Annotated in this window: 23 protein-coding genes; 15 read left to right on the top strand and 8 right to left on the bottom strand. The window is 40.0% G+C overall.

The genetic code is table 11. The annotated features are described in order from the left end of the window. The first annotated feature begins 60 nt into the window (after nt 1-60). Nucleotides 61-699, top strand: coding sequence for a Vat family streptogramin A O-acetyltransferase (locus tag V6C71_14235; GenBank protein HEY9769633.1), 639 nt, complete (start codon nt 61-63; stop codon nt 697-699). Nucleotides 700-746: 47 nt separating this feature from the next. Here the strand turns inward: V6C71_14235 and V6C71_14240 are convergent, their stop codons facing one another. Then, a complete protein-coding gene (locus V6C71_14240) occupies nt 747-1,043 on the bottom strand; it encodes a Mo-dependent nitrogenase C-terminal domain-containing protein (GenBank protein HEY9769634.1) in 297 nt (98 codons plus the stop codon). Between the two features lie 292 nt (nt 1,044-1,335). On the opposite strand from V6C71_14240, the gene V6C71_14245 reads away from it, so the two are divergent. After that, nucleotides 1,336-2,529, top strand: coding sequence for an HlyD family efflux transporter periplasmic adaptor subunit (locus tag V6C71_14245; protein HEY9769635.1), 1,194 nt, complete (start codon nt 1,336-1,338; stop codon nt 2,527-2,529). 31 nt (nt 2,530-2,560) lie between these two features. After that, complete coding sequence (devC, locus tag V6C71_14250) at nt 2,561-3,790, top strand: ABC transporter permease DevC (GenBank protein HEY9769636.1); 1,230 nt, start codon at nt 2,561-2,563, stop codon at nt 3,788-3,790. A gap of 64 nt (nt 3,791-3,854) precedes the next feature. Here the strand turns inward: devC and V6C71_14255 are convergent, their stop codons facing one another. From V6C71_14255 to V6C71_14265, 3 genes are all read right to left on the bottom strand, one after another. After that, nucleotides 3,855-4,115 (bottom strand): hypothetical protein, encoded by a 261-nt coding sequence (locus V6C71_14255; protein HEY9769637.1) that lies wholly within the window; start codon nt 4,113-4,115, stop codon nt 3,855-3,857. A gap of 141 nt (nt 4,116-4,256) precedes the next feature. Continuing rightward, nucleotides 4,257-5,294 carry an ABC transporter permease gene (locus V6C71_14260; GenBank protein ID HEY9769638.1) on the bottom strand — a complete coding sequence of 346 codons (1,038 nt, stop codon included), beginning with the start codon at nt 5,292-5,294 and terminating at the stop codon, nt 4,257-4,259. A 78-nt stretch (nt 5,295-5,372) separates the two neighbouring features. Further along, complete coding sequence (locus V6C71_14265; GenBank protein ID HEY9769639.1) at nt 5,373-5,618, bottom strand: hypothetical protein; 246 nt, start codon at nt 5,616-5,618, stop codon at nt 5,373-5,375. 247 nt (nt 5,619-5,865) lie between these two features. Between V6C71_14265 and purC the strand changes: the two genes are divergently transcribed. The 6 genes from purC to ftsH all read left to right on the top strand — a co-directional run bounded on the left by purC (nt 5,866) and on the right by ftsH (nt 13,946). After that, on the top strand, nt 5,866-6,597 hold the full coding sequence (purC, locus tag V6C71_14270) for a phosphoribosylaminoimidazolesuccinocarboxamide synthase (GenBank protein HEY9769640.1): 732 nt from the start codon (nt 5,866-5,868) through the stop codon (nt 6,595-6,597). 411 nt (nt 6,598-7,008) lie between these two features. Continuing rightward, nucleotides 7,009-9,252: a BamA/TamA family outer membrane protein gene (locus V6C71_14275; GenBank protein HEY9769641.1), complete on the top strand. Its 2,244-nt coding sequence runs from the start codon at nt 7,009-7,011 to the stop codon at nt 9,250-9,252. 33 nt (nt 9,253-9,285) lie between these two features. Continuing rightward, on the top strand, nt 9,286-10,116 hold the full coding sequence (gene lpxC, locus V6C71_14280; GenBank protein ID HEY9769642.1) for a UDP-3-O-acyl-N-acetylglucosamine deacetylase: 831 nt from the start codon (nt 9,286-9,288) through the stop codon (nt 10,114-10,116). A gap of 79 nt (nt 10,117-10,195) precedes the next feature. Next, a complete protein-coding gene (gene fabZ / locus V6C71_14285) occupies nt 10,196-10,681 on the top strand; it encodes a 3-hydroxyacyl-ACP dehydratase FabZ (protein HEY9769643.1) in 486 nt (161 codons plus the stop codon). Between the two features lie 274 nt (nt 10,682-10,955). Next, nucleotides 10,956-11,747: an acyl-ACP--UDP-N-acetylglucosamine O-acyltransferase gene (gene lpxA / locus V6C71_14290; GenBank protein HEY9769644.1), complete on the top strand. Its 792-nt coding sequence runs from the start codon at nt 10,956-10,958 to the stop codon at nt 11,745-11,747. Between the two features lie 249 nt (nt 11,748-11,996). Then, nucleotides 11,997-13,946, top strand: coding sequence for an ATP-dependent zinc metalloprotease FtsH (gene ftsH / locus V6C71_14295; GenBank protein ID HEY9769645.1), 1,950 nt, complete (start codon nt 11,997-11,999; stop codon nt 13,944-13,946). Nucleotides 13,947-14,062: 116 nt separating this feature from the next. Here the strand turns inward: ftsH and V6C71_14300 are convergent, their stop codons facing one another. Next, complete coding sequence (locus V6C71_14300) at nt 14,063-15,370, bottom strand: DNA cytosine methyltransferase (GenBank protein HEY9769646.1); 1,308 nt, start codon at nt 15,368-15,370, stop codon at nt 14,063-14,065. 183 nt (nt 15,371-15,553) lie between these two features. Between V6C71_14300 and psb28 the strand changes: the two genes are divergently transcribed. The 4 genes from psb28 (at nt 15,554) to V6C71_14320 (ending at nt 17,627) form a co-directional block, all read left to right on the top strand. Beyond that, nucleotides 15,554-15,889, top strand: a complete 336-nt coding sequence (psb28, locus tag V6C71_14305; protein ID HEY9769647.1) for a photosystem II reaction center protein Psb28 — start codon at nt 15,554-15,556, stop codon at nt 15,887-15,889. Nucleotides 15,890-16,007: 118 nt separating this feature from the next. After that, the gene (locus V6C71_14310) at nt 16,008-16,511 is read left to right on the top strand and encodes a MogA/MoaB family molybdenum cofactor biosynthesis protein (GenBank protein ID HEY9769648.1); all 504 of its coding nucleotides are present in this window, start codon (nt 16,008-16,010) and stop codon (nt 16,509-16,511) included. A 195-nt stretch (nt 16,512-16,706) separates the two neighbouring features. After that, nucleotides 16,707-17,009, top strand: coding sequence for a hypothetical protein (locus V6C71_14315; protein ID HEY9769649.1), 303 nt, complete (start codon nt 16,707-16,709; stop codon nt 17,007-17,009). Then, nucleotides 17,010-17,627: a DUF1361 domain-containing protein gene (locus V6C71_14320; GenBank protein ID HEY9769650.1), complete on the top strand. Its 618-nt coding sequence runs from the start codon at nt 17,010-17,012 to the stop codon at nt 17,625-17,627. A gap of 183 nt (nt 17,628-17,810) precedes the next feature. Here the strand turns inward: V6C71_14320 and V6C71_14325 are convergent, their stop codons facing one another. Then, on the bottom strand, nt 17,811-18,299 hold the full coding sequence (locus V6C71_14325) for a gluconokinase (protein ID HEY9769651.1): 489 nt from the start codon (nt 18,297-18,299) through the stop codon (nt 17,811-17,813). Nucleotides 18,300-18,383: 84 nt separating this feature from the next. On the opposite strand from V6C71_14325, the gene crtH reads away from it, so the two are divergent. Beyond that, nucleotides 18,384-19,925, top strand: a complete 1,542-nt coding sequence (gene crtH, locus V6C71_14330) for a carotenoid isomerase (protein ID HEY9769652.1) — start codon at nt 18,384-18,386, stop codon at nt 19,923-19,925. 291 nt (nt 19,926-20,216) lie between these two features. Continuing rightward, the gene (locus V6C71_14335; GenBank protein HEY9769653.1) at nt 20,217-21,764 is read left to right on the top strand and encodes a HAMP domain-containing sensor histidine kinase; all 1,548 of its coding nucleotides are present in this window, start codon (nt 20,217-20,219) and stop codon (nt 21,762-21,764) included. Nucleotides 21,765-21,784: 20 nt separating this feature from the next. On the opposite strand, the gene V6C71_14340 is transcribed toward V6C71_14335, so the two are convergent. Both V6C71_14340 and V6C71_14345 read right to left on the bottom strand, forming a co-directional pair. Beyond that, on the bottom strand, nt 21,785-23,176 hold the full coding sequence (locus V6C71_14340; protein HEY9769654.1) for an ATP-binding protein: 1,392 nt from the start codon (nt 23,174-23,176) through the stop codon (nt 21,785-21,787). Nucleotides 23,177-23,285: 109 nt separating this feature from the next. Then, a complete protein-coding gene (locus V6C71_14345; GenBank protein HEY9769655.1) occupies nt 23,286-24,200 on the bottom strand; it encodes a histone deacetylase in 915 nt (304 codons plus the stop codon). Nucleotides 24,201-24,254: the final 54 nt, after the last annotated feature.

The raw sequence follows: 24,254 nt of genomic DNA on the forward strand, positions 1-24,254 counted from the left end.
TGTTATCATAAGGCTTCAGTACATTTTCGTTATTTAACAGTCAGAGGTAATAAGGTAATTTTGTACGGCGCAAATCCAGAAGAAAAACACCCGATGCCTGGATTTCCGCAGATTTGTTTTATCAAAAACACTGTCACTCATCCCAAAATTATCGTTGGCGACTACACATACTATGACGATCCAGAAGATTCAGAAGACTTTGAACGCAATGTTCTTTATCATTATTCGTTTAGTAAAGACAAATTAATTATCGGTAAGTTTTGCGCTTTAGCTAGAAACCTAAAATTTATTATGAATGGCGCAAATCATCAGATATCGGGTTTTTCTACCTATCCTTTTTACATTTTTGGTAACGGCTGGGAAAAAGTAACGCCAGAGGATAACCAATTGCCTTTTAAAGGTGACACCTTAGTTGGTAATGATGTCTGGATTGGTTGCGAATCGATTATGATGCCAGGAGTAACCATAGGGGATGGGGCAATTATTGCTGCTAAATCAGTTGTGGTTAATGATGTTCCTCCTTACAGCATTGTCGGCGGAAATCCTGCAAAAATTATCAAACAAAGATTTACGGCGGAAACGATTAAAACATTGCTGGAAATTGCCTGGTGGAATTGGGACATTAACAAGATATCAGCCAATCTAGAATACATTACCTCTGCTGATATCGATACTCTTTTGACCATAGCTCGGAATTAGCTTTCTATTTCTTGGGGATTGATTAGCGATCGCTACTACAGCATAATTCACGAGCAATAAGGCGTAATATCTTCACCACATCGATCGGCAAGAAAGCAAAGGGCGCGAAATCTTAATGCTATTAGCTGCTCGTATAGAGGATTAAATTTGCACAAAGCAGGAATCCGAAAAACTACTTTACCAAATACTTTTATATCTCTAGCAAATGGGCATTGAGCAGGAATTAATTTGACAATATGTCTTGCGGTTTGCTCGTGTCTAATCTCTAAATTATTGAGCCATTGCTGGAGAAAAAGTACAAACTTGAAAGTTTTCTGCTGCCGTTTCTCAATTAAAGCTGTCATCGTGTTTAATTTATTGTGCTTAACTGTTATTGCTACAGTAATAAGTTATCACAATGTTTTTATTATTAATATATAATTATTTTTTATAAGTAATTAGCAGAATTTATCTTTTCAGGGTGACCTAAAATTTCAGCATAGCGATCGCTTTTTTTAGGCAGCTTGATCGAGAGAATTGTTAGTATAAGTTTTCAAGTGCTGGAAGCTAAAACAGAGAAACAAGTTCATCTCAGATTTAGAATGCTTGGCTCATAAATTTAATTATCAATTTGAAGATTTTGAAGTCCCTCGAAGCATGAGTTTGTCAAGATTTTCGATTAACCCAAGTATCATTTGTAAGTATGGTGCTGTTCTCAGTCTGTTGATTTTGATTAACGCTTGTAATGCCGATTCTCAGGCTAAATCTCAAGATGTCGATCCTCAAACCCAAGCCCAGGTAAACCGACTCAAACAAGTAGTAGCGTTGGGCAAACTAATACCCAAAGGAGAGGTAATTAAACTCTCGGTAGCAAATGCCGAGGATAGTCGAGTTAACCAAATTTTAGTTAATGAAGGCGATCGCGTCGAGAAAAATCAGGTAATTGCGATTCTTCAGGGGTTAGAAAATCGTCAAAGAGATTTAGAAGAAGCGACAAAACAAGTAGAGTTAGCTCAGGCAAGATTAGAACAAGTCCGCGCTGGAGATACCAAAAAGGCAGATTTAGCAGCACAGAAAGCGAATATTTCTCGTTTGCAATCACAGTTGCGCAACGAAACCGTTGAAAGACAGGCAGCGATCGCCTCGGCCGAAGCCCAATTAAGACAGGCAGAGTTGACCTATGACCGCAATCAAACTCTACTACAGCAGGGAGCAGTTACCCAACAAGCATCTGATGAGGCTAAAGAAGCCTTAGACATGGCTCAGGCTGCTTTGAATGAGAGAAAAGCGCAGCGAAACAATACTCGTCAAACTTTACAGCAAGAAATAAACCAGGAACAAGAAAACTTGGCTAGATTAGAAGAAATCAGACCAGTAGACGTAAAAGTTAGTCAGGTTGAGCTAGAACGTGCCATTATCGCCGTGGAACAGGTTAAGGCAGATTTAGAAGATACCAAGGTTAAAGTACCGATCGCGGGTCAAATTTTGCGGATTAATACCCGTGTTGGCGAACAGGTAAACACCGAGGAGGGAATTGTGGAATTAGGTCGCACTAATGAAATGTATGCGATCGCCGAAGTTTATGAGACCGACATCGGTAAAGTAAAAATTGGACAACCAGTCGCCATTAGCAGCGAGTATGGCGGGTTTGCAGGCAAGCTCAAAGGCACAGTAGACCATTTAGGCTTACAGGTAGGCGCAAAAGAATTATTAGAATCATCAGAAGATCCCACTCAAGATGAAAACTCTCGAATTGTCGAAGTGAAAATCCGCATCGATCCAAAAGATAGCCAAAAAGTTGCAGGAGTGACTAATATGCAGGTCAGAGTAGAAATCGGTAAAAACAACTAACAACTAACAACTAACAGATGACTGAAAACTAGTGAAACCAATTTACCTATTTTGTAAGAAAATAAATTCTTATTTACGTCGAACTCCCGTAGCATGGCTACAGTTATCTCATCAGAAAATTCGTCTGCTAGTAGCAATCTTGGGAGTAGCATTTTCGATCATCCTAATTTTCACTCAGTTGGGTCTAAGGGCGATGCTATTTGATGGGGTAACTATTTTGCCCAAAAGTCTCAATGGCGAACTTTATTTGTTGTCCTCTTATGCAAAAAGTCTTGAACATAGTTCTTTGCCTAGTGTATATCTCTATCAAGCAGATGCAATTGAGGGAGTTGCTGATGCTCGACCTCTTTATGTCAATAGTGGAAACTGGGTAAATCCTCACCTGCTGGAATCTCCCCAGGAAGATGAAGATGATGCTGCTTTACCACAATCTTCTCGCATCCAAATTTTTGCCTTTAATCCCACCAAACCAGTATTCAAGCTACCCGAAATCAATCAGCAATTAAATTTATTATCCGTTCCAGGCGGAATTTTGTACGATCGCCTGGCCAAATCTGAGCTAGGAAACATCCCACAACTAGTTAAGAGTCAAGGTTTTGTTTCCAGTATTTTAGACAATCATCGCGTCACAGTACTGGGTTTATTTAGCCTGAGCAGTACTTTTGACTACAAGGGGGTGGCGGTGATGAGCGACTGGAATTATGGGCAAATGGAGGGGACAGATAGTTTGGCAGACATTACTGTAGGTGTTTTGTCTTTAGAACCTGGAGTAAATCCTCAATCGGTAATTAAGCAGATTCAAAATAATCTTAGTCAAGATATTAAGGTATTAACCCCAGATGAATTAGCCCAAGGAGAACGAGACTTTGTCGCTACCTGGTCTGAAGGTAAAATTTTAAACTTTGGCGCAGCGATCGGGTTTGTTGTCGGTATTATTATTGTCTATCAGGTAATTTATACCGATGTCAGCGAACATCTACCAGAATATGCCACTCTCAAAGCAATGGGTTATAAAGACCGCGATCTATCATTAGTGGTGCTGCAAGAGTCATTAATTCTGGCAATTATGGGTTTTATTCCTGGCTATTTAGCTTCTTATGGAATTTACTATTTAATGGCAAAATTGATTGAGCTGCCTATTAGTATGGATTTGAGCATTGCGCTGAAAGTTTTTATCTTAAATTTACTCATGTGCGCTGTCTCTGGCGCGATCGCAATTAGAAAACTCCGTACCGCGGATCCTGCCGATATTTTTTATTAAAAACCATTAGCTAATAGCATTCAAACGCAGCAATGCAATATTAGTCTGAACAAGTCACTGGCGTTTAACTATAGCTATTAATATCTTCTTGTAACCAATCTTCTACAGGTTTACCATCCTTACGACGCAATTTAATCTCTCGCATCACAATCAAACCCGATCCTGGTGGTGCAGGTTTTTCTTCAAAGGAAATTTCATAATCATCTGGGTTTTCATTACGCTCCCTCAACCAGTCCTGCACCTTAATTGCACAGAAGAAAGACTGTCCCTGCTCGAACATACGGCTAATTTGCATCGACAGACTATGAATATTTAAACGAGCCATAATTTCAGTTTTTATTTTTCAGTTTTCAGTTACCAATATGATAGTTAATTGCTTGCAGACTATGGAAAAAACTGTTTTGCTTCTTGGTTCATATTCAGTAAATTCATACTTACCACTTAACACGTAGCAATACATCAGTACCTAATATCTAATTCTCGGATCGATATAAGCATTAATAATGTCGATCGCAATACTGGCAATCACGACAATAATACCGAAAAACACCATTACTCCCTGGACAGTAGGATAGTCTCGCAGAGATATTGCCTCATACAGCCTGTTACCTAATCCTGGCCAGGAAAAAGTTACCTCGGTCAATACTGCACCACCAAGCAAAGCAGCAAAGGTCAAGCCTAAAACTGTAATCACTGGAATCAAGGCATTTTTTAGGGCGTGGTTCATCACAATTGTTCTTTCAGCAATTCCTCTGGCTCTAGCTGCTTCTACATAATCAGCCTGTAGAGTTTGCTTGAGATTCACCCGCACAATACGTTCAAAAATACCGCTTAAGAGTAAACCCAAAGTTAGGCTAGGTAATGCCAAGTAATGCAGTGTATTCAGCAACATTCCTAGATCTCCAGCAATTAAACTATCAATTATGTATAGTCCTGTGATATTAGGCGGAGTGGCTGCACTAACAGGAAACCGAGTACCTAAAGGAAACCAGCCTAAATTAACTGCAAAGATTAACTGCAATACCATGCCCACCCAAAATAAAGGTAGAGAGTAGGTAATAATGCCAAATAATCGCCCTCCAGCATCAAGGAAATTATTGGCAGAAGAAGCAGAAACTATGCCAACGAAAACACCTACTACTACTGCCACAATCATGCTGCAGAAAGAAAGCTCCACGGTGGCGGGAAAATATTCTTTAATTACCTCCCAAACCGACAAACCACGACTGGTTAGGGAGCTACCTAAATTGAAATTAAGCAGGTCTTTAAGATAGTCTAAGTATTGTTGCCATAAAGGATTAGTTAATCCTAGTTGCGATCGCAATGCTGCTTTAGCTGCTTCTGGAGCGCGAGTACCTAAAATTGCATCAGCTGGGTCGCCAGGGGTCGCCCTCAAAAGCAAGAATACTATGGTAGCAATCGTTAGCAACATCAAAGGGGCAAGAAGCAAGCGAATCAAAATATAAGATTGCAGAGCTTTAGAGCGAGACATCCGTTCAGCCATAATAAATTGTCTTATTAGTTATAGCAGTCGTCGCTCTCATTTGAAAAATTGGCTGCCCTAGCTTGGTTTTTCTAATGGCTATTGGCTATTACGTCCAATTCCCAGCTCTTTCTTACTTTTTTTCAGTTCTTTCCATAAGAATTTAATTTGCTTGTATGCTTCATCTGGAGGCAACTTGCCGCCAGTTTCTAAGTTACAAATATAGCTAATTTTTTGAGAAAACTCCTGCAAATTAGAGTTAAAAACTAAGTTCTCAGGCTTGACATTCCCATGATAGGAATGACGTGGATGAAGAAAATTATACTTTTGTGGGTTATTTTCCATAGTTGTGGGATCTTTTTTAGACTGATTTGCAACAATCCTGTATTTAAGCTGGCACTAGCTTAACAATTTTTTAAACTACTTTTTGGCAAGAGATAAATACAAAAGTTACGTGATAACGCTACTATAAACTGGGTTTTATTTTAAATAATAACAATTCATTTAACCCTTGTTAACCTGTTCTTAATCTAAATTGTCAATTCAGCTTTTTGCTATCCATCAATCGTCAGATTTTTAAGCGACTACAATAATGTTACAGTCAAAAAAACTTTACGAAGGCAAGGCAAAAATTCTTTATACTACAGCAGACTCAGAGATCTTGCTTACCGTATATAAAGATGATGCTACTGCTTTTAACGCTCAGAAGCGGGGAAAAATCCAGGGTAAAGGAGCAATCAATTGCCAGATTACTGCTGCTCTGTTTGAATGGTTGGAATCGAAGAATATTCCCACTCACTGTCTAGATTGTCCTGAACCTAACCAAATGCGAGTTAAAGCGGTTACTATAGTCCCTGTAGAAGTAGTAGTCAGAAATATTGCCGCAGGAAGTCTTTGCCGTCAAACAGGACTGCCAGAAGGTCAAGTATTATCTTCACCTTTAGTGGAGTATTACTATAAAAGCGATGAATTAGGCGATCCCTTACTCACTCGCGATCGCATCTTTTTATTGAATTTAGTTGCCCCGCAAAGACTGACAGAAATTGATAATATGGCACGTAAAATAAATCAAAATCTCCAAACTTTTTTTGATAAATGTAATATTACTCTGGTAGACTTCAAATTAGAATTTGGCATTGATGCTCAAGAAAATTTACTTCTAGCAGATGAAATTAGTCCTGATACCTGTCGCCTTTGGGATAAAAGCGAAAGCGATCCCCAATCTAGAATAATGGATAAAGATCGTTTTCGTAAAGATTTAGGTCAAGTAGAAGCAGCATATCAAAAAGTTCAACAGCGAATTTTGGCACAGTTAAAAAAGTAATAATAAGGCAGTAGCAATAATATTTAATTTAATATTAATTGTTTTTATCAAGTATTTAACTTTAATGCTTCAATCTAAGTAAAAATAATTAATTAATAAAAATAGGGAACATCAAGTAAGATAAATAGTCATATTTTTTCAATAGTTGGCTAGCAAACCATAATTTTGTTTTAGCCAAACCAGTGCCAATGGGGCAGTTGTGAGTTAAGTTAGCCACAGATTATCACATTACGAAGTGCAGCCTCCTTGGCAAGCAGTAGTGTCCTCGCGACGCTGTAGGGCTTTGCCCTCTGCCCCAAGAGTACTTCGCCTAATGACTAGGGAATTTGCTTCGTTTGAGAAAGCAAGCTCGGCGAATCTTATTCAAAAACAGACTGACCCTGCCTCATGTCTCTTTGTCCGCTGCGACCGTTGGTTAATTCGAGACAGAATAATCATCAAAATTATCAACTTGCTAAATTCTCTATCTGGTGTGTCGAAGTGTTAATCAAACCGAAAAAAGTGCGTCTAGCTCCTGCCCTGATTACCATCTTGGCAACATCTCTAACCTTGGCAATATCTCTACCGAGCCGAGCCGAGCAGAACAGTTTTGATAACCAATCAAAAGATGCTGTAATAATTACTAAAGGTGCAGCTTTACTGCAAAACATTAAGCCAACTAAAATAGCTCAAAATCAGAATACTGACCCAGAATTACCCTCGCCTTCCGACTCTGATATACAGGTCGATCCTAATCTAAAGCTGCCTGAAATTACGCCACCAGAATTAGAGCCACCTCAAGGTGAAAATGGAGTCCAGCCGCCTGAAGATTCCGAAAATGCACCTCAATCATCCAACGAACCTCGTGTATTAGTAGCAGAAGTCGTAGTGGAAGGAGCAAACGAAGAATTAGAAGATATAGTTTATGCAACTATTGGCACTGAAGCAGGACGAACCACTACTAGAACCCAATTGCAGGAAGATGTAAACGCCGTATATGCCACTGGTTTTTTCCAAAACGTCGAGGTAACTCCAGGAGATACACCTCTAGGGGTAAGAATTACTTTTGCGGTAGAACCTAACCCAATCTTGAGTGACGTGGATGTACAAACCGTTGCTCAGGGAAATGAGAGTGGAGTTTTACCACCAGAGAAAGTTGACGAATTTTTTGGTAAAAACTATGGTCAGATTCTTAATTTGCGAGAATTGCAGGCAGGTATTATCAGAGTAAATGAATGGTACAGCAAAAACGGTTATGAACTGGCGCAGGTTGTCGGCGCACCTCAGGTAAGTCCAGAAGGAGAAGTTACCTTAGTTGTTGCTGAAGGAGTCATTGAAGATATTCAAGTTAGATATTTTGATGAAGATGATGAACCAATAGAAGGAAAAACCCGCGAATTCATTGTGACGCGGGAAGTAGAGTTGGCTCCAGGAGAGGTGTTCAAGCGCGATACGGCTCAAAGAGATTTACAGCGGGTTTTTGGGCTAGGAATTTTTGAAGATGCACGTTTTTCTTTTAGCCCAGGAACAGATCCTAGTAAGGTCATAGTTAATATTGATGTAGTTGAAGGCAGCAGCGGCTCAATTGCTGCGGGAGCTGGCTATAGTTCAGACAGTGGTTTATTTGGTACAGCGAGTTACAAGCAGCAAAACTTTGGTGGTAATAATCAAACTCTAGGAACAGATGTACAGATTGGTTCAGACAATTTTCTGTTCGACGTTAACTTTACCGACCCCTGGATTGCAGGAAGCGAAAGCCGTACTTCTTATACCGTTAATGCTTTTCGTCGTCGTTCGATCTCTCTCGTGTTTAATGGAGAGAACGATATTGATACTTTTGATGGCAGTGATTCGCCCCGCGTAGTTCGTACTGGAGGCGGAATCAACTTTTCTCGTCCTTTGCCCAGCGATCCTTTTGCCAGAAGAGATTGGACTCTTTCTACAGGTTTTCAATACCAACGCATAGAAGTTAAAAACAGTGATGGAGACGTGTCTCCTTTATCGCAACCTCGAACTTTTACCGATCTTGATACAGGTCAAGAAGTTACGTCAGAGCCATTTAATCTTGCCTTTAGCGATGATGGTACAGACGATTTATTTTCTTTACGTTTTGGCGCAACTCGCGATCGCCGTAACAATCCTCTGCAACCTACCAGTGGTTCAATACTCAGGCTAGGAACAGAGCAAACCATACCAATTGGTTCGGGTAGTATTCTCTTTAATCGACTCAGAGCCAACTATAGCCAATATTTTCCGATTAATATTGTTCCTTTTGGTGGTAATACTGAAGCATTGGCTTTCAACATTCAAGCAGGAACGATTATTGGCGATGTACCTCCTTATGAAGCATTTATCTTAGGGGGAAGCAATTCTGTTCGCGGTTTTAATGATGGTGAAGTAGGTAACGGGAAAAGTTATTTTCAAGCTACGGCAGAATATCGGTTTCCCATATTTAGAATTGTTGGTGGCGCGCTCTTCTTTGATTACGGTACATTTTTGGGTTCTGACGATAATGTTCCTGGAAATCCATCTGTTGTTAGAGAACTTCCTGGTAGCGGATATGGATATGGTTTAGGGGTTAGGGTACAATCTCCGCTAGGACCAATTCGGGTAGACTATGCCATTAATGACGACGGTGACAGTCAGATTCAATTTGGGATTGGCGAAAAATTTTAATCTGTGGGGGTAAACAACTGTTTGCCCAAAATTATGGTCAGTACAGTAGCTAGAGAGTTTAGATTGTCGGGAGTGGGATTGCATTTAGGAGAAAATGCCACTGTTAGAGTAATGCCTGCAAAGGCTGGAGATGGTCGCTATTTTGTGCGGGTGGATTTGCCTGATGCGCCGAAAATTCCAGCTCAAATTGATGTGCTAGGTCAAACTACCCTATCTACCGAATTATTGGTCGGAAAAGCTAAGGTTAGGACAGTAGAACATTTGCTAGCTTCTTTAGTCGCCTGTGGTGTAGATGATGCCCGTATCGAAATTGATGGCGAAGAAATACCTTTACTGGATGGTTCGGCTAAAAACTGGTGTGAAGCGATCGCTCAAGCTGGAATCACTCACCATAAAATAACTCCAGCTACTCAACGTTCTATTACGCCAACAGAACCAATCTGGATTAGAGAAAATGACTCTTTTGTTGCTGCTTTACCTGCACTCCAAACTCGCTTGACCTATGGCATAGATTTTACCTACGAGGCAATTGGTAATCAGTGGCATAGCTGGAGTCCTGCCGAAGCAAATTTTGCTACTGAAATTGCGCCTGCTCGTACTTTTGGTTTTGCCGAACAAATAGAACAGCTACAGCGATCGGGTTTAATTAAAGGGGGAAACCTGGAAAATGCCCTAGTTTGTAGTCATCAGGGATGGGTTAATCCTCCTCTAAGATTTACGAATGAACCAGCCCGTCATAAACTATTAGATTTAGTAGGAGATCTTAGTTTATTAGGTCTATTACCAACGGCTCACCTAATTGCTTATAAAGCCAGTCATAAACTCCATACTCAACTAGCAATTAAATTGGCTGAAATTAGATAAAAACTAGATAACCTAAGCTCGATTCAAGATGCGCTTGCACAAAATCAAGAAAATATAACAAATAACAATTAAATCCCTAATGGTAACTGTCAACGATTCTGTTTTGTCAACTCCCGATCCTGAGTTTAAAACAACGTTCAATATTCAAGAAATTCATCAGCTATTGCCCCACCGCTATCCATTTGCCTTGGTAGATCGCATTATCGACTACGTACCAGGAGAAAAGGCTGTAGGTATTAAAAACGTTACCTATAACGAACCCTTCTTCCCAGGACACATTCCCGATTTTCCCTTAATGCCAGGAGTATTAATGGTAGAGGCTATGGCACAAGTGGGGGGAGTTATTTTGGTGCAGTTACCAGGGATGACTGGTAAGTTTTTTGCTTTTGCCGGAATAGATAAGGTTCGTTTTCGCCGTCCTGTAACCCCTGGCGATCGCTTGACCATGACTGTCGAATTACTATCACTGAAGCAAAATCGCATTGCCAAAATGCAGGGAAGAGGCGAAGTAGATGGAGAATTGGCAGTTAAAGGAGAAATGATGTTTTCTTTAATTGAAAAATAATTGAAAAATTAACTCAGTATTCAGTTGCAGTTCGATTACAGTTTAATCGATATATTTAAGCAATGTTAATCACTAACTAAAAATTATTTTGATTAGGACTGCTCATCTAAATTAGATAAGTTATCATCGTGCATAATTTGGGATTAGCTAGAAGCTCAGCATGGAAATCATCATCGATCATCTGTCTTTAAACTATCAATTTAGTCTTTATCGAACTCGCCTAATGGCTAATCCTTTCACATCTAACCAGCTATAGCCTTTAGGAGAATTGATCTTGACCGCCTTAATTCATCCGACTGCTGTCATTAATAATCAGGCCCAAATACATCCCACTGTGCGAGTTGAACCATACGCAGTAATCGGTGGTCAGGTCAGTATCGGCGCTAATACTGTAGTGGGTAGCCATGCCATTATTGATGGACTAACTATAGTTGGCAAAGATAATCAAATTTTTCCTGGTGCAGCAATTGGTTTAGAACCTCAAGATTTAAAATATCAAGGAGCAAATAGTAAAGTAATCATTGGCGATCGCAATCGCATCCGCGAATATGCCACCATCAATCGCGCTACCAATGAAGGTGAAGCTACCATAATTGGCAATGATAATCTGTTGATGGCATATAGTCATATCGGTCACAACTGCACGATCAAGAATGAAGTCGTCATTGCTAATAGCGTCGCGATCGCTGGTCATGTTCAGATAGAGTCAATGGCAATTATTAGCGGTGTCTTGGGGATTCATCAGTTTGTCCATATTGGTCGTATGGCAATGGTCGGGGGGATGAGCCGTATTAGCCGTGATGTACCTCCCTATATGATGGTAGAGGGAAATCCTGCTAGAGTGCGATCGTTAAACTTGGTTGGTTTAAAAAGACGTGGTGTTAAAAGAGAAGAAATTCAACAACTAAAAAAAGCTTTTCGTCTACTCTATCTTCAGCATCTTCCACTCCAAGATGCGATCGCTCAGCTCGATCTGCTGTCTGACAATTCACACATTCAGCATTTACAGCAATTTATCCAGTATTCTCTTGCCGATCATCGAAGAGGTTTGATCGGCGGTAAGTAGAAATGCGCGATTCGCCCTTACCGAGTAGATCGCATTACACTCTTTGATTATTTAGCAGCCAAATTCAGATCCTGCACCAAGCCTTAATTTACTAAGCAACAAGACCTCAAGAGTGAATATTTGGGCATACCAGTAATTTGATCTGTTAAATTATGGCAATAACTATTTTTTTTTAGTTAGGCTGGAGTTATTCTTGAATTTTATATACATACTTCAGTAGATAGATAGCTATAAATATTACAAACAACTATGGAAAATTGTCAGATTAAGAAGATAGCAGAATTAGAAACTACTCCTGTTAGCAAGCTGAACAACCGTAAGCAGAAAAACAAAATGGCTACTTCTATCGGTCGGTTGGCTGCGGGTTGGATGATTTTGCAAAGCTTGTTCCTGGCAACTCCTACCTTAGCTCAGCAAAAGTCCAAAAATGCTTTAAGCTACAGTCAGTTTATCGAGAAATTAGAAGAAAACCAGGTTACCCAAGTAGAGATCGATGAAACTACCCAAAAAGCCAGTGTAGTCTTAAAAGGGCAATCTCAAGACGATCCTCCGCTCGAAGTATTACTGTTTGAGCGAAATCAAGATCTAATTCCGCAAATTAGAGCCAAAAACGTAGACTTTAGTATTAAATCCTCGGTGGATCGCTCTACAACCATTGGAGTCTTACTTAATCTACTAATTATTTTGGTTCTGTTATCAGGATTAATTATGATTTTACGACGCTCTGCCAATGCTTCTGGTCAAGCGTTGAGCTTTGGTAAATCCAAAGCTAAGTTTCAGATGGAGGCAAAAACAGGAATTCAGTTTGATGATGTAGCGGGTATCGAAGAAGCCAAAGAAGAGCTACAGGAAGTTGTTACCTTTCTTAAAGAGCCTGAAAAATTTACCGCAATCGGCGCAAAGATTCCTCGTGGTGTTTTGTTAGTTGGACCGCCTGGGACTGGTAAAACTCTTTTAGCCAAAGCGATCGCTGGTGAAGCTGGAGTACCTTTCTTTAGTATTTCTGGTTCTGAGTTTGTCGAAATGTTTGTCGGTGTCGGCGCATCCCGTGTCCGCGATTTATTTAAAAAAGCCAAGGAAAACGCTCCCTGTATCGTCTTCATCGATGAGATTGATGCAGTAGGTCGTCAAAGAGGTGCAGGTATCGGTGGTGGCAATGATGAGCGAGAGCAGACTTTAAACCAACTACTGACTGAAATGGATGGCTTTGAAGGAAATAGTGGCATCATCGTGATTGCTGCAACTAACCGTCCCGACGTTTTAGATAAAGCTCTACTGCGTCCTGGTCGTTTCGACCGTCAGGTAATTGTCGACTATCCCGATATGCAGGGAAGATTGGGTATTTTAGAAGTTCATGCCCGCGGTAAAAAAATTGCTCCTGAAGTATCTTTAGATGCGATCGCTCGTCGTACTCCTGGCTTTAGTGGGGCTGACTTGGCTAACCTGTTAAATGAAGCCGCAATTTTAACCGCCAGAAGACATAAAGAAGCGGTAACTATGCTTGAGGTAAACGATGCAGTAGACCGTATTGTGGCAGGAATGGAAGGAGTTCCCTTAGTAGATAGCAAATCTAAAAGGCTAATTGCTTATCACGAAGTTGGACACGCGATCGTCGCTACGATGGTTCCCAGTCACGATCCTGTGGAAAAAGTCACCCTCATTCCCAGAGGTGGTGCAGGCGGTTTAACCTGGTTCACTCCAGAGGAAGAAATGGGACTAGAAACCAAAGCTAAAATCTTGGCTACCATTACCTCTACGTTGGGGGGCAGGGCAGCCGAAGAGATAGTATTTGGTAGGGATGAGGTAACTCAAGGAGCTGGTCAAGATATTCAGGTGCTAACGAATCTAGCGCGAAAAATGGTAACTAAGTTTGGAATGTCCGATTTAGGAGTGCTTGCCTTAGAAGGTCAGGATCAACCCGTATTTTTGGGTGGCGATTCAAGCTCGAGAAATGAGTATTCAGAAGAAGTTGCTTCTCAAATAGATATCAGGATTAGAAACATTGCTTTTGATTGTTTTGCCAGAGCTAAAAGTATTATCAGTGAAAATCGCTTAGCGGTTGACCGCATTGTAGACGTTTTAATTGAGAAAGAAACGATTGATGGCAAAGAATTTCGGGAACTTCTAGCCAAGTTTTCTCCTGTCTATGGTTCTAGTCAGAAAACTGACAAGATGCGTACTCTTCTAAGTAAAAGCTAGTATCACTGTTCATTGCTCAAGCAATCGCCCTCCTGAGATTAAGGTTATGGGCGATTGCTTTTTTTGCTTCAATTACTCAAAACTAGTACAGTTAGCATTAAAAAGAAACAATAAAGCTAAGTAATTGGCTCGATTGCAGTTCGACGAGCGATCGCTCTAGTATTTAAACCATGATATTTTTCTGCCTGAGACATTTTGAACTGTAATAACTCGCTCTGAACTAAATTAAACTGCTGCTGTGGTTTAATTGGCACAACATATAAAGCTTGAAGAATCACTTGCGCGATCGCCTGTGCCAATAGAGGAGGAACAGAATTACCAATTTGCCGAAAGCCATGCCATTTGGTAGCGTGGAACATGAACCAATCGGGATAGGAATGCAATCGTGCAGCCTCTCTAACGGTAATACAGCGAGGGGTAATCGGATGAATAGGACGAGGAGAAGTAAATGCACCTCGATTACTAGCCGTACCCGCTCTAAGGGTAATGCACAGACCATTCAACTCCAAACGATAAAAATGAGAAACGCGATCATTCTTGCCTGGAATTGTAGTCGCAAATCTAGCGATGGTTTGTGCAGTATGTTTGGTGCGGCGGCTACAGGTCAAAAGTGCTGGATTATATATTCTGCCATAGGCGTAATTATCAGCAACTAAACCAGGATCGCGTAATTTGCTAGCATACTGACTTGGTTGACCATAGTTGGCCACGACCCAATCTCGAAGCTCTAATTCTGGATAATAATCGACTTCAGGAATATCGCCAATGGCTTCTGCCACCGTCGGAGTAGGCGGTAAATTGTGGTTAATTGATTGAATAGCTGCCTGACGAGGCTTTGTGAGGGGAGGGTTAGTCTTTGGTTGGGGATAGTTGGGCAAGTCTAAACTTTGACGACAGCCAAGCAAAAATAGCCTGTGGCGATTTTGAGGTACTCCATAATTAGCTGCATTTAATACTTGGGGAGTCTCTGCTACCTGATAGCCCGAAGCTTTAAACTCACTAATAATTGTCTGTAAAATCTTTTTTTGCTTGCCAATGGTAATTCCCCGCACATTTTCCATCACAAAAAACTTGGGCTGTAAGTCCAGGACAAGGCGTAAAAAATTAAATACGAGAGAATTGCGATCGTCACCAAAATCTCTTTTTCCCATTAGCGAGAAACCCTGACAGGGTGGTCCGCCAAAAACTACATCAATATCGCGATCGCCAATTGCTGATAATTCCCTAATTTCCCTGGCACTAGTTTCAGTAACGCTTTTACAAATAGTTGTCCAAAAAGGAAAGTTATATTCATGGACGCTAGCGTGAATCGGATCTAGTTCTACTGCTGCCAAAACATCAAACCCTGCTTGTTCAAAACCTAAGGTCATTCCTCCTGCACCCGCAAATAAATCTACGGCAATTGGTCTTTGATGTTCAGTCACGTTAGTTTACGTCTGGAGACAAATTAAGGTTCATTCCACTCAATGTAAGATTTTAGTCTGATTAGTTCACAATTGCCCACCCAAAAAATCTTGGGCAGAATTGCCTTGAGTTCTTATGCTCGTTCTTAATCTATGAGATGATGAAAAGTTAATAATAGATTGTCTCAACATAGGAGTTGGAGTGTGGCAGAAATTCAATTTGCTAGAGGTGTAAATGAAGAAGTAATTCCTGATATTAAAGTTACTCGTTCTAAAACAGGTAATAGCGGTACGGCTACTTTTTATTTTGCAGATCCCAATATCTTGAGTAAAGAGAGCAGTGACGAAATTACTGGAATGTATCTAGTTGACGATGAAGGCGAAATTGTCAGCCGAGAAGTCAAAGGTAAATTTGTTAACGGTGAAGCCAGAGCTATTGAAGCTGTATTGATTATGAAATCGGTCGAGGAATTTGAACGTTTTGTTCGTTTTATGAATAAATATTCTGAAGAACACGGCTTAGGGTTAGACAAATCTTAATTTACTCAAAATATTAGCCAAAAAGTCCAGATAAATGAGCGAATCAGGGGAATTTTATCATATATGATGAGATTTCCCCCTGTAATTATTAGTATTTGTCCAGATCCAGCAGCCACAAATGATTCCGCATCCAGATCTTCAAAATATTATGGTCAACTGTGCCATAATTACCGTCAGCGATACTCGTACCCCAGAAACAGACAAGAGTGGTCAAATAATTCAGCAGTTGTTGCGAGATGCAGGGCATCAAATAGTAACTTATGCCATTGTCAAGGATGAACCTAAAGACATCCAAAATTTGTTAATTCAATTAGATCTTCAACCCGAGCTATCGGCAATCATTTTTAGCGGTGGCACAGGAATTGCACCAAGAGACACAACCTACGACGTTATTAGCAACTGGCTAACTAAAACTATTCCTGGTTTTGGCGAAATATTCCGCTATCTTAGCTATCAAGAAATCGGTTCAAGAGCGATCGCTTCTCGCGCCGTGGCAGGAGTGAAAAACCAAAAAATATATTTTTCTCTTCCAGGGTCTTCTAATGCTGTAAAGCTGGCTCTAACTCAACTTATCTTGCCAGAAATAAATCATTTAATTAGGCAAATTCAGGGCAAAAAATAATTTATATTAGGTAATCGAATAGCCTGATTATCTCCTCAAGCTCGATAATTTACTAGTTAAAATCACTGAGCAATAATCATGGTTATTAAGCTGTTAATCTTAGACATTCAATAATATTGTGTTTTAATATGTGTAGTGAATTTTTATCTCGAAACAGAGATTAATTTTCGGCTGTAGTTGCTAACAAAGTTAATTATGGTTCAAAAACTATTTGCTTCTTTAACTAGCTCGGTCGCGATCGGCTTTTTATTAACTAATCAGATACAAGTAAATTCTCAAGAATATGTTTTTTCAGCACCTCCAGAAGTAGATCGCCAGTTAGTAGAAATTCCCGCCCAAGAAGAATATCCACTAGATGAATGCTCTGCTGAATCGGCAATTGAACCCAGTACTCCATTAGACTCTCATGACTGTAACTGTGTAGACTGTGAAGACTTGGTTCAAGATTCTGAAACTAGCGGACAATTATCTTTGGATAGTCAACCAAACAGCCAATAGATGAAAGGTGAATTAATTGACTGGCTTCAAATATGTTTAAACTTATTAAATCAAAGTACGGCTCGGATTATTTGGAACTTATTTTTAGCCTTTATACCTCTTACACTTAGTTTTTATTTATTTCGTCCATCAGCTATACGTAATCTATTCTGGTGGACTATTTTACTTATTTTTATTGTTTTCTTACCCAATGCACCATATATTTTAACTGACTCAATTCATATTATTGAACTAAGCCGAGAAAACTATCCTTATTGGGCAATTATACTGATTTTAATTCCTCAATATATCTTATTTATTACCACTGGATTTGAAGCCTATGTAATTACTTTAATTCGCCTCGACAATTATCTAACTAATTCAGCAGCTCAAAAATATTTGCTATTAGTTAATGCGATCGCTCATGGTTTGTGCGTCGTTGGTATTTATCTTGGTAGATTTGAACGATTTAATAGCTGGGATTTGGTTACCAAACCAGGCAAACTAATGCTGATTACTGCACAAGACTTACTTAATAGTTGGAAACTGCTGAGTATGGCGATCGCTTTTTGCTTAATTTGGCTACTTTCAGAGTTTATTAAGTTAGTTAATTATCGGATTAAATTAAATAAACAGTAATGTTCAGTACCTATAGCGGTTCTCATTCACGTAAGGTACAGTCTGACACCCTGGTTTTTGCTAATAGCCAATGGGACGCGATATGCCCGTGCATGATTAGCTCCGCTAATCATGCACGGGCTAATGGTTCATGCCTAATTGAGGTATACCTTATAAATATGAGAATTGCTATATAATAGTTAACTAATAATTAATCCGCTCCAAGATCTGTTCTACAATCATTTCAGGTGAACAAGAAACATCAATAGTTACTACAGCATTCTGGGGTTCTTCTAAGGTATCAAATTGGCTTTGAAGTAAGTCGGGATTCATAAAATGGCCTGTGCGCTTGTACATTCTGGTTTGAATGCAGTCATAATCACCACGCAGATAAATAAAGACAACCTCAGAATGATTGTGGCTGAGAATCTGACGATACTTAGATTTAAGTGCTGAACAAGCCAAGATAGCATGATGCTTGCTGTTTAAAGTATTTATAATTAATTGCTTAAGTTCTGCTAGCCAAGGCAGGCGATCGCTGTCGGTTAGAGGGATACCACGGTTCATTTTGTCGATATTTGCCTGGGGATGAAAATCATCTGCATCATAAAAAGCCCAACCAGTGCGATCGCTCAACAGCTTCCCTATGGTAGATTTTCCAGTCCCTGAGACTCCCATGATGATATAAAACATACAATTTTAAGTCTAGGATTGACGCTAGACTATATATCTAAACATTGATTTAATTCTTTTTCAGATTATTTTTTTAATTCATTTATGAATGCGATGACAACAACTCCTTCTACGGCAACTTATGATGTAATAGTTATTGGTTCTGGTATTGGCGGATTAGTAACAGCTACTCAACTAGCAGCTAAGGGAGCAAAAGTATTAGTTTTAGAACGTTATCTAATTCCAGGTGGTAGTGGTGGATATTTTGAGCGATCAGGATATCGTTTTGATGTTGGTGCATCAATGATTTTTGGCTTGGGCGACAAAGGTACAACTAATTTACTGACTCGCGCCTTAGATGCAGTAGATATGAAGATTGAAACCTTTGCCGATCCGGTGCAGATCCACTACCATTTGCCAGACGGCTTAGAATTAAAAGTTCATCGCGATTACGAAGCATTTTTACAGGAATTAATCGCCATTTTTCCCCACGAAGAACCAGGAATTCGCAAATTTTACGGCAAATGTTGGGAAGTATTCAATTATCTTAACTCGATGGAGCTTCTTTCTTTAGAAGAACCTCGTTATTTAACGCGAGTATTTTTCCAGAAGCCTTTATCTTGTTTGGGCTTGGCTAAATATTTGCCCCTCAATGTCGGAGATATTGCCCGTAAATATATTAACGATCCTAAGCTGCTTCAGTTTATTGATATGGAGTGTTATTTATGGTCAGTTGTTCCTGCTGATAAAACACCAATGATTAATGCGGGAATGGTATTTAGCGATCGCCATTATGGAGGCATCAACTACCCTAAAGGTGGTGTAGGACAAATTGCTCAGAAGTTAGCCGACGGCTTGATTAAGGCTGGCGGAGAGATTAAATATAAATCTAGAGTAACCAAGGTAGCGATCGAGAACGGTAAAGCTGTTGGTGTCAAACTTGCAGATAATACTGAATATCGTGCTAAAAAAATAGTTTCTAACTCTACTCGTTGGGATACCTTTGGTAAACTGATCGAGCCTCAATACACACCCCAAAAAGAAAAAAAATGGCAGCAGCGATATCAAAAGTCGCCTAGCTTTCTCAGTCTGCATTTGGGAGTTGATGCTAGCGTGTTGCCCGCAGGTACAGATTGCCATCATATTTTGCTGGAAAACTGGGACAAAATGCAAGAAACCGAAGGAACAATTTTTGTCTCTATTCCTACTTTGCTAGATCCTAGTCTTGCTCCTTCAGGACACCACATCATTCACACCTTTACCCCTAGCTGGATGGAAGATTGGCAAGGACTATCGAACCAGGAATATGAAAATAAAAAAGAAACCGCAGCAGCAAAGTTAATTAATCGTTTAGAGGCAATTTTCCCTGGACTATCGGCAGGCTTGGACTATCAAGAAGTAGGAACTCCGCGTACTCATCGCCGTTTTTTAGGCAGAGAAGACGGTACTTATGGCCCAGTTCCTCGTCGTAAATTAGCTGGTTTATTAGGAATGCCCTTTAACCGAACCAGTATTCCTGGACTATATTGCGTTGGTGACAGTACTTTTCCTGGTCAGGGTCTAAATGCCGTTGCTTTCTCTGGCATGAGCTGTGGACACCGCGTGGCAGTAGATTTGGGACTGAATAAAAGACGGGGAGACGCTTGAGAGTGGAATAATTTTTTATTTGATACTGCTAGAAAAAACTAGAGTCTAAAGCTAAAAGCTTATTAGCTAATAGCTATTAGCTACAAACATTTTCACTACCAACTTTCAACCTAGAACTAACATCGGTCAAAACTATCGGCGATTGCGACTTCTCTAGTTCGGTTTTACATCTTGGTCAAGGGATAGAAAACAGATAGTATCAATACAAATCAAGGGTATTACTTTTATTGTTTTCATTTGGGTACTACTTAAGAATAAGCAGGGAGAAGTAAGAGGAGGTCGAATATTAAAGTGCAAAACTGGTTGCTGCAAAATTTGAGCGATATACTCAATCGAGAATCAAAACCCCAAAGTATCGATGAAGCAAAAAATGCTGCTGATTATGCTGTTCAGCAGGTAGGAGAGAAAAAAATAGGTCAAAAATACTATAGCCAAAAGCAGCGTTTGGCACAGTTAAATGCTCAAAGAGAATGGCGTAGTGCGATCGCTTCTGTAGAAGAACTTCTTTTATCGGAAATAGAACATAATCAGACAACAGGTGCGTCAGCCAAACTGGGTCTAGTTTTTTCTGCTCCTGTACCTTTGTTGAGTAACTCAGATTTAGTTGCTAGTTTTCAGTCGGCAGCTTTTACAACGGATGCCTTTAAGCTTAATGCTTTAATGCCTTGTCAGTCCGTAGCAGTAGAGCCAGTAGTCGAACAACATATACCACCAGTAATTGAGCTACCTTTAATTCCCCATGATCCGATTGGTCAAGAACAGTTTTGTTTGGTTTTGACTGCTAAGTTCGGTTTAGTCATGGTTTTAGGCGAAGACTCGCAAGGAAATGCCAAATTTCATTTTTCCTTCGATCCTTTAACTTTGAGTGAAGTTTGGGCAACGCTGCGATCGCGCTTAGTCATCGCTAATTATCGCCGTTTAGAGCAGTTAGATAGCCAAGTAGAACAGTTTGCTCCACCAAACCCCCATTACCGTTTAGTAACTAAATTTAGTCGTCAGTTGCTAGAGCATATGTCTGATTTTGATGCTTGGGGATTTAATTCTCGTCAGGTAGAAAATATTCCTGCAACTTCCGCATCAGACAAGCTTCAATCAGCTTTGACCTCAACAAGAGCCACTAGCCACATTGAAATGGAACTGTTACAGGCTCTTACCCACGAAGTAAGAACACCTTTAACTACAATTCGTACTTTAACTAAACTACTGCTCAAGCGTCAGCAAGACTTTAAACCTAAAGTGGTTCAACGGTTACAAACCATTGATCGCGAGTGTACCGAACAAATAGAGCGAATGGAATTAATTTTCCGCGCTGCTGAATTTGAATCTACACCCACTGCCAAAGCCGTAGAATTAGTTCCGTTTTCACTAGAGCAGGTATTTCATCAAAGTATTCCTCGTTGGCAAGAAAAAGCTAAACGACGCAATGTAGACCTAAAATTTACTCTGCCTCAAAGTCTACCAAAAGTTATCAGCGATCCTGGGATGTTGGATACCGTTTTGACTGGTTTAATGGAAAGCTGCACTCGTAGTCTGCCCACTGGTGGACATATAGATGTCAAAGTTTCTACAGCGGGTAATCAGCTTAAGCTACAGGTGCTTTCTCAAGCTAGTAATGTTGATAATCCTTTAAAGTCTTTAGGACAATTGCTAACCTTCCAGCCGGCAACAGGCTGTTTGAGTCTTAATTTAGACGTAACTAAGAATATCTTTCAAGCTTTGGGAGGCAAACTTACCGTCAGACAAAGACAAGAACAAGGTAAAGAACTAACTATTTTCCTTCCCTTAGGTAACTCTCGTAAAAGCTCTAATCCAGAACCAAGTTCTTGTGTAGGTGCTTAACTCAGTGGGTTTGTTTCAGGTTAACTAAGTTCTGCTGGTATTGCGGGCAGCAAAATTTTAAAGGTAGTTCCTTTACCTACTTTGCTGCTTACGGCAATAGAACCGCCGCAGCGTTGAATTAGCTGTTTGACTAGAGTAAGCCCTAATCCTGCACCCGTTGCCTTATCTTCGGTAGTTGGCTTAGTACGATAAAATCCATCAAAAATTTTGTTGATTTCTTTAGTAGCAATACCAACTCCTGTATCCATAATCAAAATTTCGATCTGCTCATTGTCATTTTTGAGTGCTGCTTGAACAAAAACCTTTCCCTTTGGTGGAGTGAATTGCAGACTATTGTTGAGTAGGTTAATGATAATTTGTCTGAACCAAGGGCGAGGACAGGAAATAGGAAGAAGATTTGCGGGAATTGTGTATCCTAGCTGAATGTCTTTTTCTTCGGCTAGTGGTTGGTAAGTGCTAACTATTCCTGGAACAATATCATCTAAGCGCAGATATTCTGCTTTAGTAGGAGTATCTAGCTGCAATAACCCAAGTAAACCACCGATCAGGGAATTTTGGCGATCGCACTGCTCACTTAGCATCTGGAGGTAACGCTGACGTTGCTCACCTTTAATCTGCTTCGATTCTAATAAGCTTAACGCCGTTTTCATGTGAGTAATAGGCGATCGCAATTCTTGAACCAAATTACTGAGAAAATCTGACTGTAATCCTAATACAGTTAAACTTTTTTCGCGAAGATGACTCGTCCTAGATAACGATGAATTAAATGCAGTCTGTACTCTTTCATTCTGACTTACCTGTTGGAGAACTAGTTTGCCGATCAAGTCAGTCCTAACTATCACCTGGGGGTTAATGCTGAAATCTTGGTCTTTGAGGCTAGCGCTAAATACAGTGTTGTGTTTAATCCCCAAAAGGATCGGAGCAATTGCCTGGGGGGCGAAGCTAGAAACCATTTCTAGGTATGGTTGCTGTAATCTTTTACCTGAAGCATCGATCTCAATCTTGCTTTTTTGCCATTGAGCTAATGTTAAACTGCAAAAATCAGTTGCTAAAACGATTAAAAAAGATTCTCTTTGTAGCGTGGAGTTTTGGTTTAATTTAATCGAGACAACTGGTGTTTTGGCAGAAGTATCTTTTAGCAAAGATAAGGCGGAATGATTTCGTTGATTACTACAGACTACAATACTTTTGGTATTGCCCTCTTGACATAGCCTTTGAATCTGATTAAGCCAGCTTTTAGTTTGAGGCAGTTTAACCCAAACTGTTGCTTGAAGTTGCTCTTTAATCAATAGTTCAATCACACTGCTAACATAAGATTGAAGAGTTTCTGCTCCAACAGATAAGGGAACAAGAGGCTCATCTAAGTCCTGAGTTAACTGGTACAAAGATGGTTCAGAGGTAGCAATATTCATACTTATTAATAACTGAACTTTTTTTATCTAGCTCAATTGCAGGAAATAATAATTTACGCTTAGGTTTACGAGAATTTCACTAAAATTATTGATAAATAATTAACAACTATTACAGACAAACCCTTAAAGTGGCAACCACAGATTGAGCTAAAGCTTCTAAATGATAACCGCCTTCTAAACCAAATAGAGGAAATTCGGTAATTTCTAAGACATACTTTGTCAATAAATGGTAATCTTTGGGGTTTAAAGCCATACTGGCTAAAGGATCGTCATCATTAGCATCATAGCCAGCACTAACAATTAAAACGTCAGGTTGCCAATCGTCAAAAAAAGGCATTACTTCTCGTTCAAAAGCTAACTGATATTCGGCAATTGTACTTCCAGCTTGCAGCGGCAGATTTAAAACATTTTGATATTTACCGCTTTTACCCCGATCGCTACCTGTGCCTGGATAACCAGGATACTGATGTAGAGAACAATAAGCAACATTGGGATTGTCTTGAACAATTGCCTCTGTTCCATTACCATGATGAACATCCCAATCTAGAATACCTACCCGCTTCACATTTGGTTTAGTTAAAGCATATTCGGCGGCGATCGCCGCATTAGAAAACAAACAGAATCCCATCGCCGTATTCCTCGTAGCATGATGTCCTGGAGGACGCGCCAGCACAAAAGCAGGCTGATGTTCTAAAACTCGATCAACCCCGTCAAGCCAAGCACTTACTGCTAGTAAAGCAACTGCATAACTGCGGGCAGAAATTGGGGTATCACCGTCTAAATAGCCTCCGCCCTTGCCAGCAACTCGTTGAATGCGTTCTATATGTTCACTAGTATGAACCTGTTGAATATAAGATAATACGTTTCTTGACTCAGCAGGAGTAGGTAGCTGCCACTTGATTCGCGATCGCCATTCCCTAGTCTGTAAAGCATCAACGATCGCCGTTAGTCTTTTGGCTTTTTCAGGATGACCATATCCCGTATTGTGTTCTAAAAATTCTGGAGAATAGATAACCGAAATCATACTTCCCTAGATCTAATATTTAGCGGTTTTCTTTTTAACCTTAGATAACTTTGA

Source organism: Coleofasciculaceae cyanobacterium, assembly GCA_036703275.1.
Lineage (GTDB): Bacteria > Cyanobacteriota > Cyanobacteriia > Cyanobacteriales > Xenococcaceae > Waterburya.

Excerpts from the sequence above, each read along its gene's own strand:
- V6C71_14310 (HEY9769648.1), top strand. The coding sequence starts at position 16,008 with ATGATTCCGCATCCAGATCTTCAAAATATTATGGTCAACTGTGCCATA.
- V6C71_14255 (HEY9769637.1), bottom strand. The coding sequence starts at position 4,115 with ATGGCTCGTTTAAATATTCATAGTCTGTCGATGCAAATTAGCCGTATG.
- purC (HEY9769640.1), top strand. The coding sequence starts at position 5,866 with ATGTTACAGTCAAAAAAACTTTACGAAGGCAAGGCAAAAATTCTTTAT.
- V6C71_14345 (HEY9769655.1), bottom strand. The coding sequence starts at position 24,200 with ATGATTTCGGTTATCTATTCTCCAGAATTTTTAGAACACAATACGGGA.
- lpxC (HEY9769642.1), top strand. The coding sequence starts at position 9,286 with ATGGTCAGTACAGTAGCTAGAGAGTTTAGATTGTCGGGAGTGGGATTG.
- V6C71_14265 (HEY9769639.1), bottom strand. The coding sequence starts at position 5,618 with ATGGAAAATAACCCACAAAAGTATAATTTTCTTCATCCACGTCATTCC.
- V6C71_14315 (HEY9769649.1), top strand. The coding sequence starts at position 16,707 with ATGGTTCAAAAACTATTTGCTTCTTTAACTAGCTCGGTCGCGATCGGC.
- V6C71_14320 (HEY9769650.1), top strand. The coding sequence starts at position 17,010 with ATGAAAGGTGAATTAATTGACTGGCTTCAAATATGTTTAAACTTATTA.
- V6C71_14325 (HEY9769651.1), bottom strand. The coding sequence starts at position 18,299 with ATGTTTTATATCATCATGGGAGTCTCAGGGACTGGAAAATCTACCATA.
- crtH (HEY9769652.1), top strand. The coding sequence starts at position 18,384 with ATGAATGCGATGACAACAACTCCTTCTACGGCAACTTATGATGTAATA.
- V6C71_14245 (HEY9769635.1), top strand. The coding sequence starts at position 1,336 with ATGAGTTTGTCAAGATTTTCGATTAACCCAAGTATCATTTGTAAGTAT.
- V6C71_14260 (HEY9769638.1), bottom strand. The coding sequence starts at position 5,294 with ATGGCTGAACGGATGTCTCGCTCTAAAGCTCTGCAATCTTATATTTTG.
- ftsH (HEY9769645.1), top strand. The coding sequence starts at position 11,997 with ATGGAAAATTGTCAGATTAAGAAGATAGCAGAATTAGAAACTACTCCT.
- fabZ (HEY9769643.1), top strand. The coding sequence starts at position 10,196 with ATGGTAACTGTCAACGATTCTGTTTTGTCAACTCCCGATCCTGAGTTT.
- V6C71_14340 (HEY9769654.1), bottom strand. The coding sequence starts at position 23,176 with ATGAATATTGCTACCTCTGAACCATCTTTGTACCAGTTAACTCAGGAC.
- V6C71_14240 (HEY9769634.1), bottom strand. The coding sequence starts at position 1,043 with ATGACAGCTTTAATTGAGAAACGGCAGCAGAAAACTTTCAAGTTTGTA.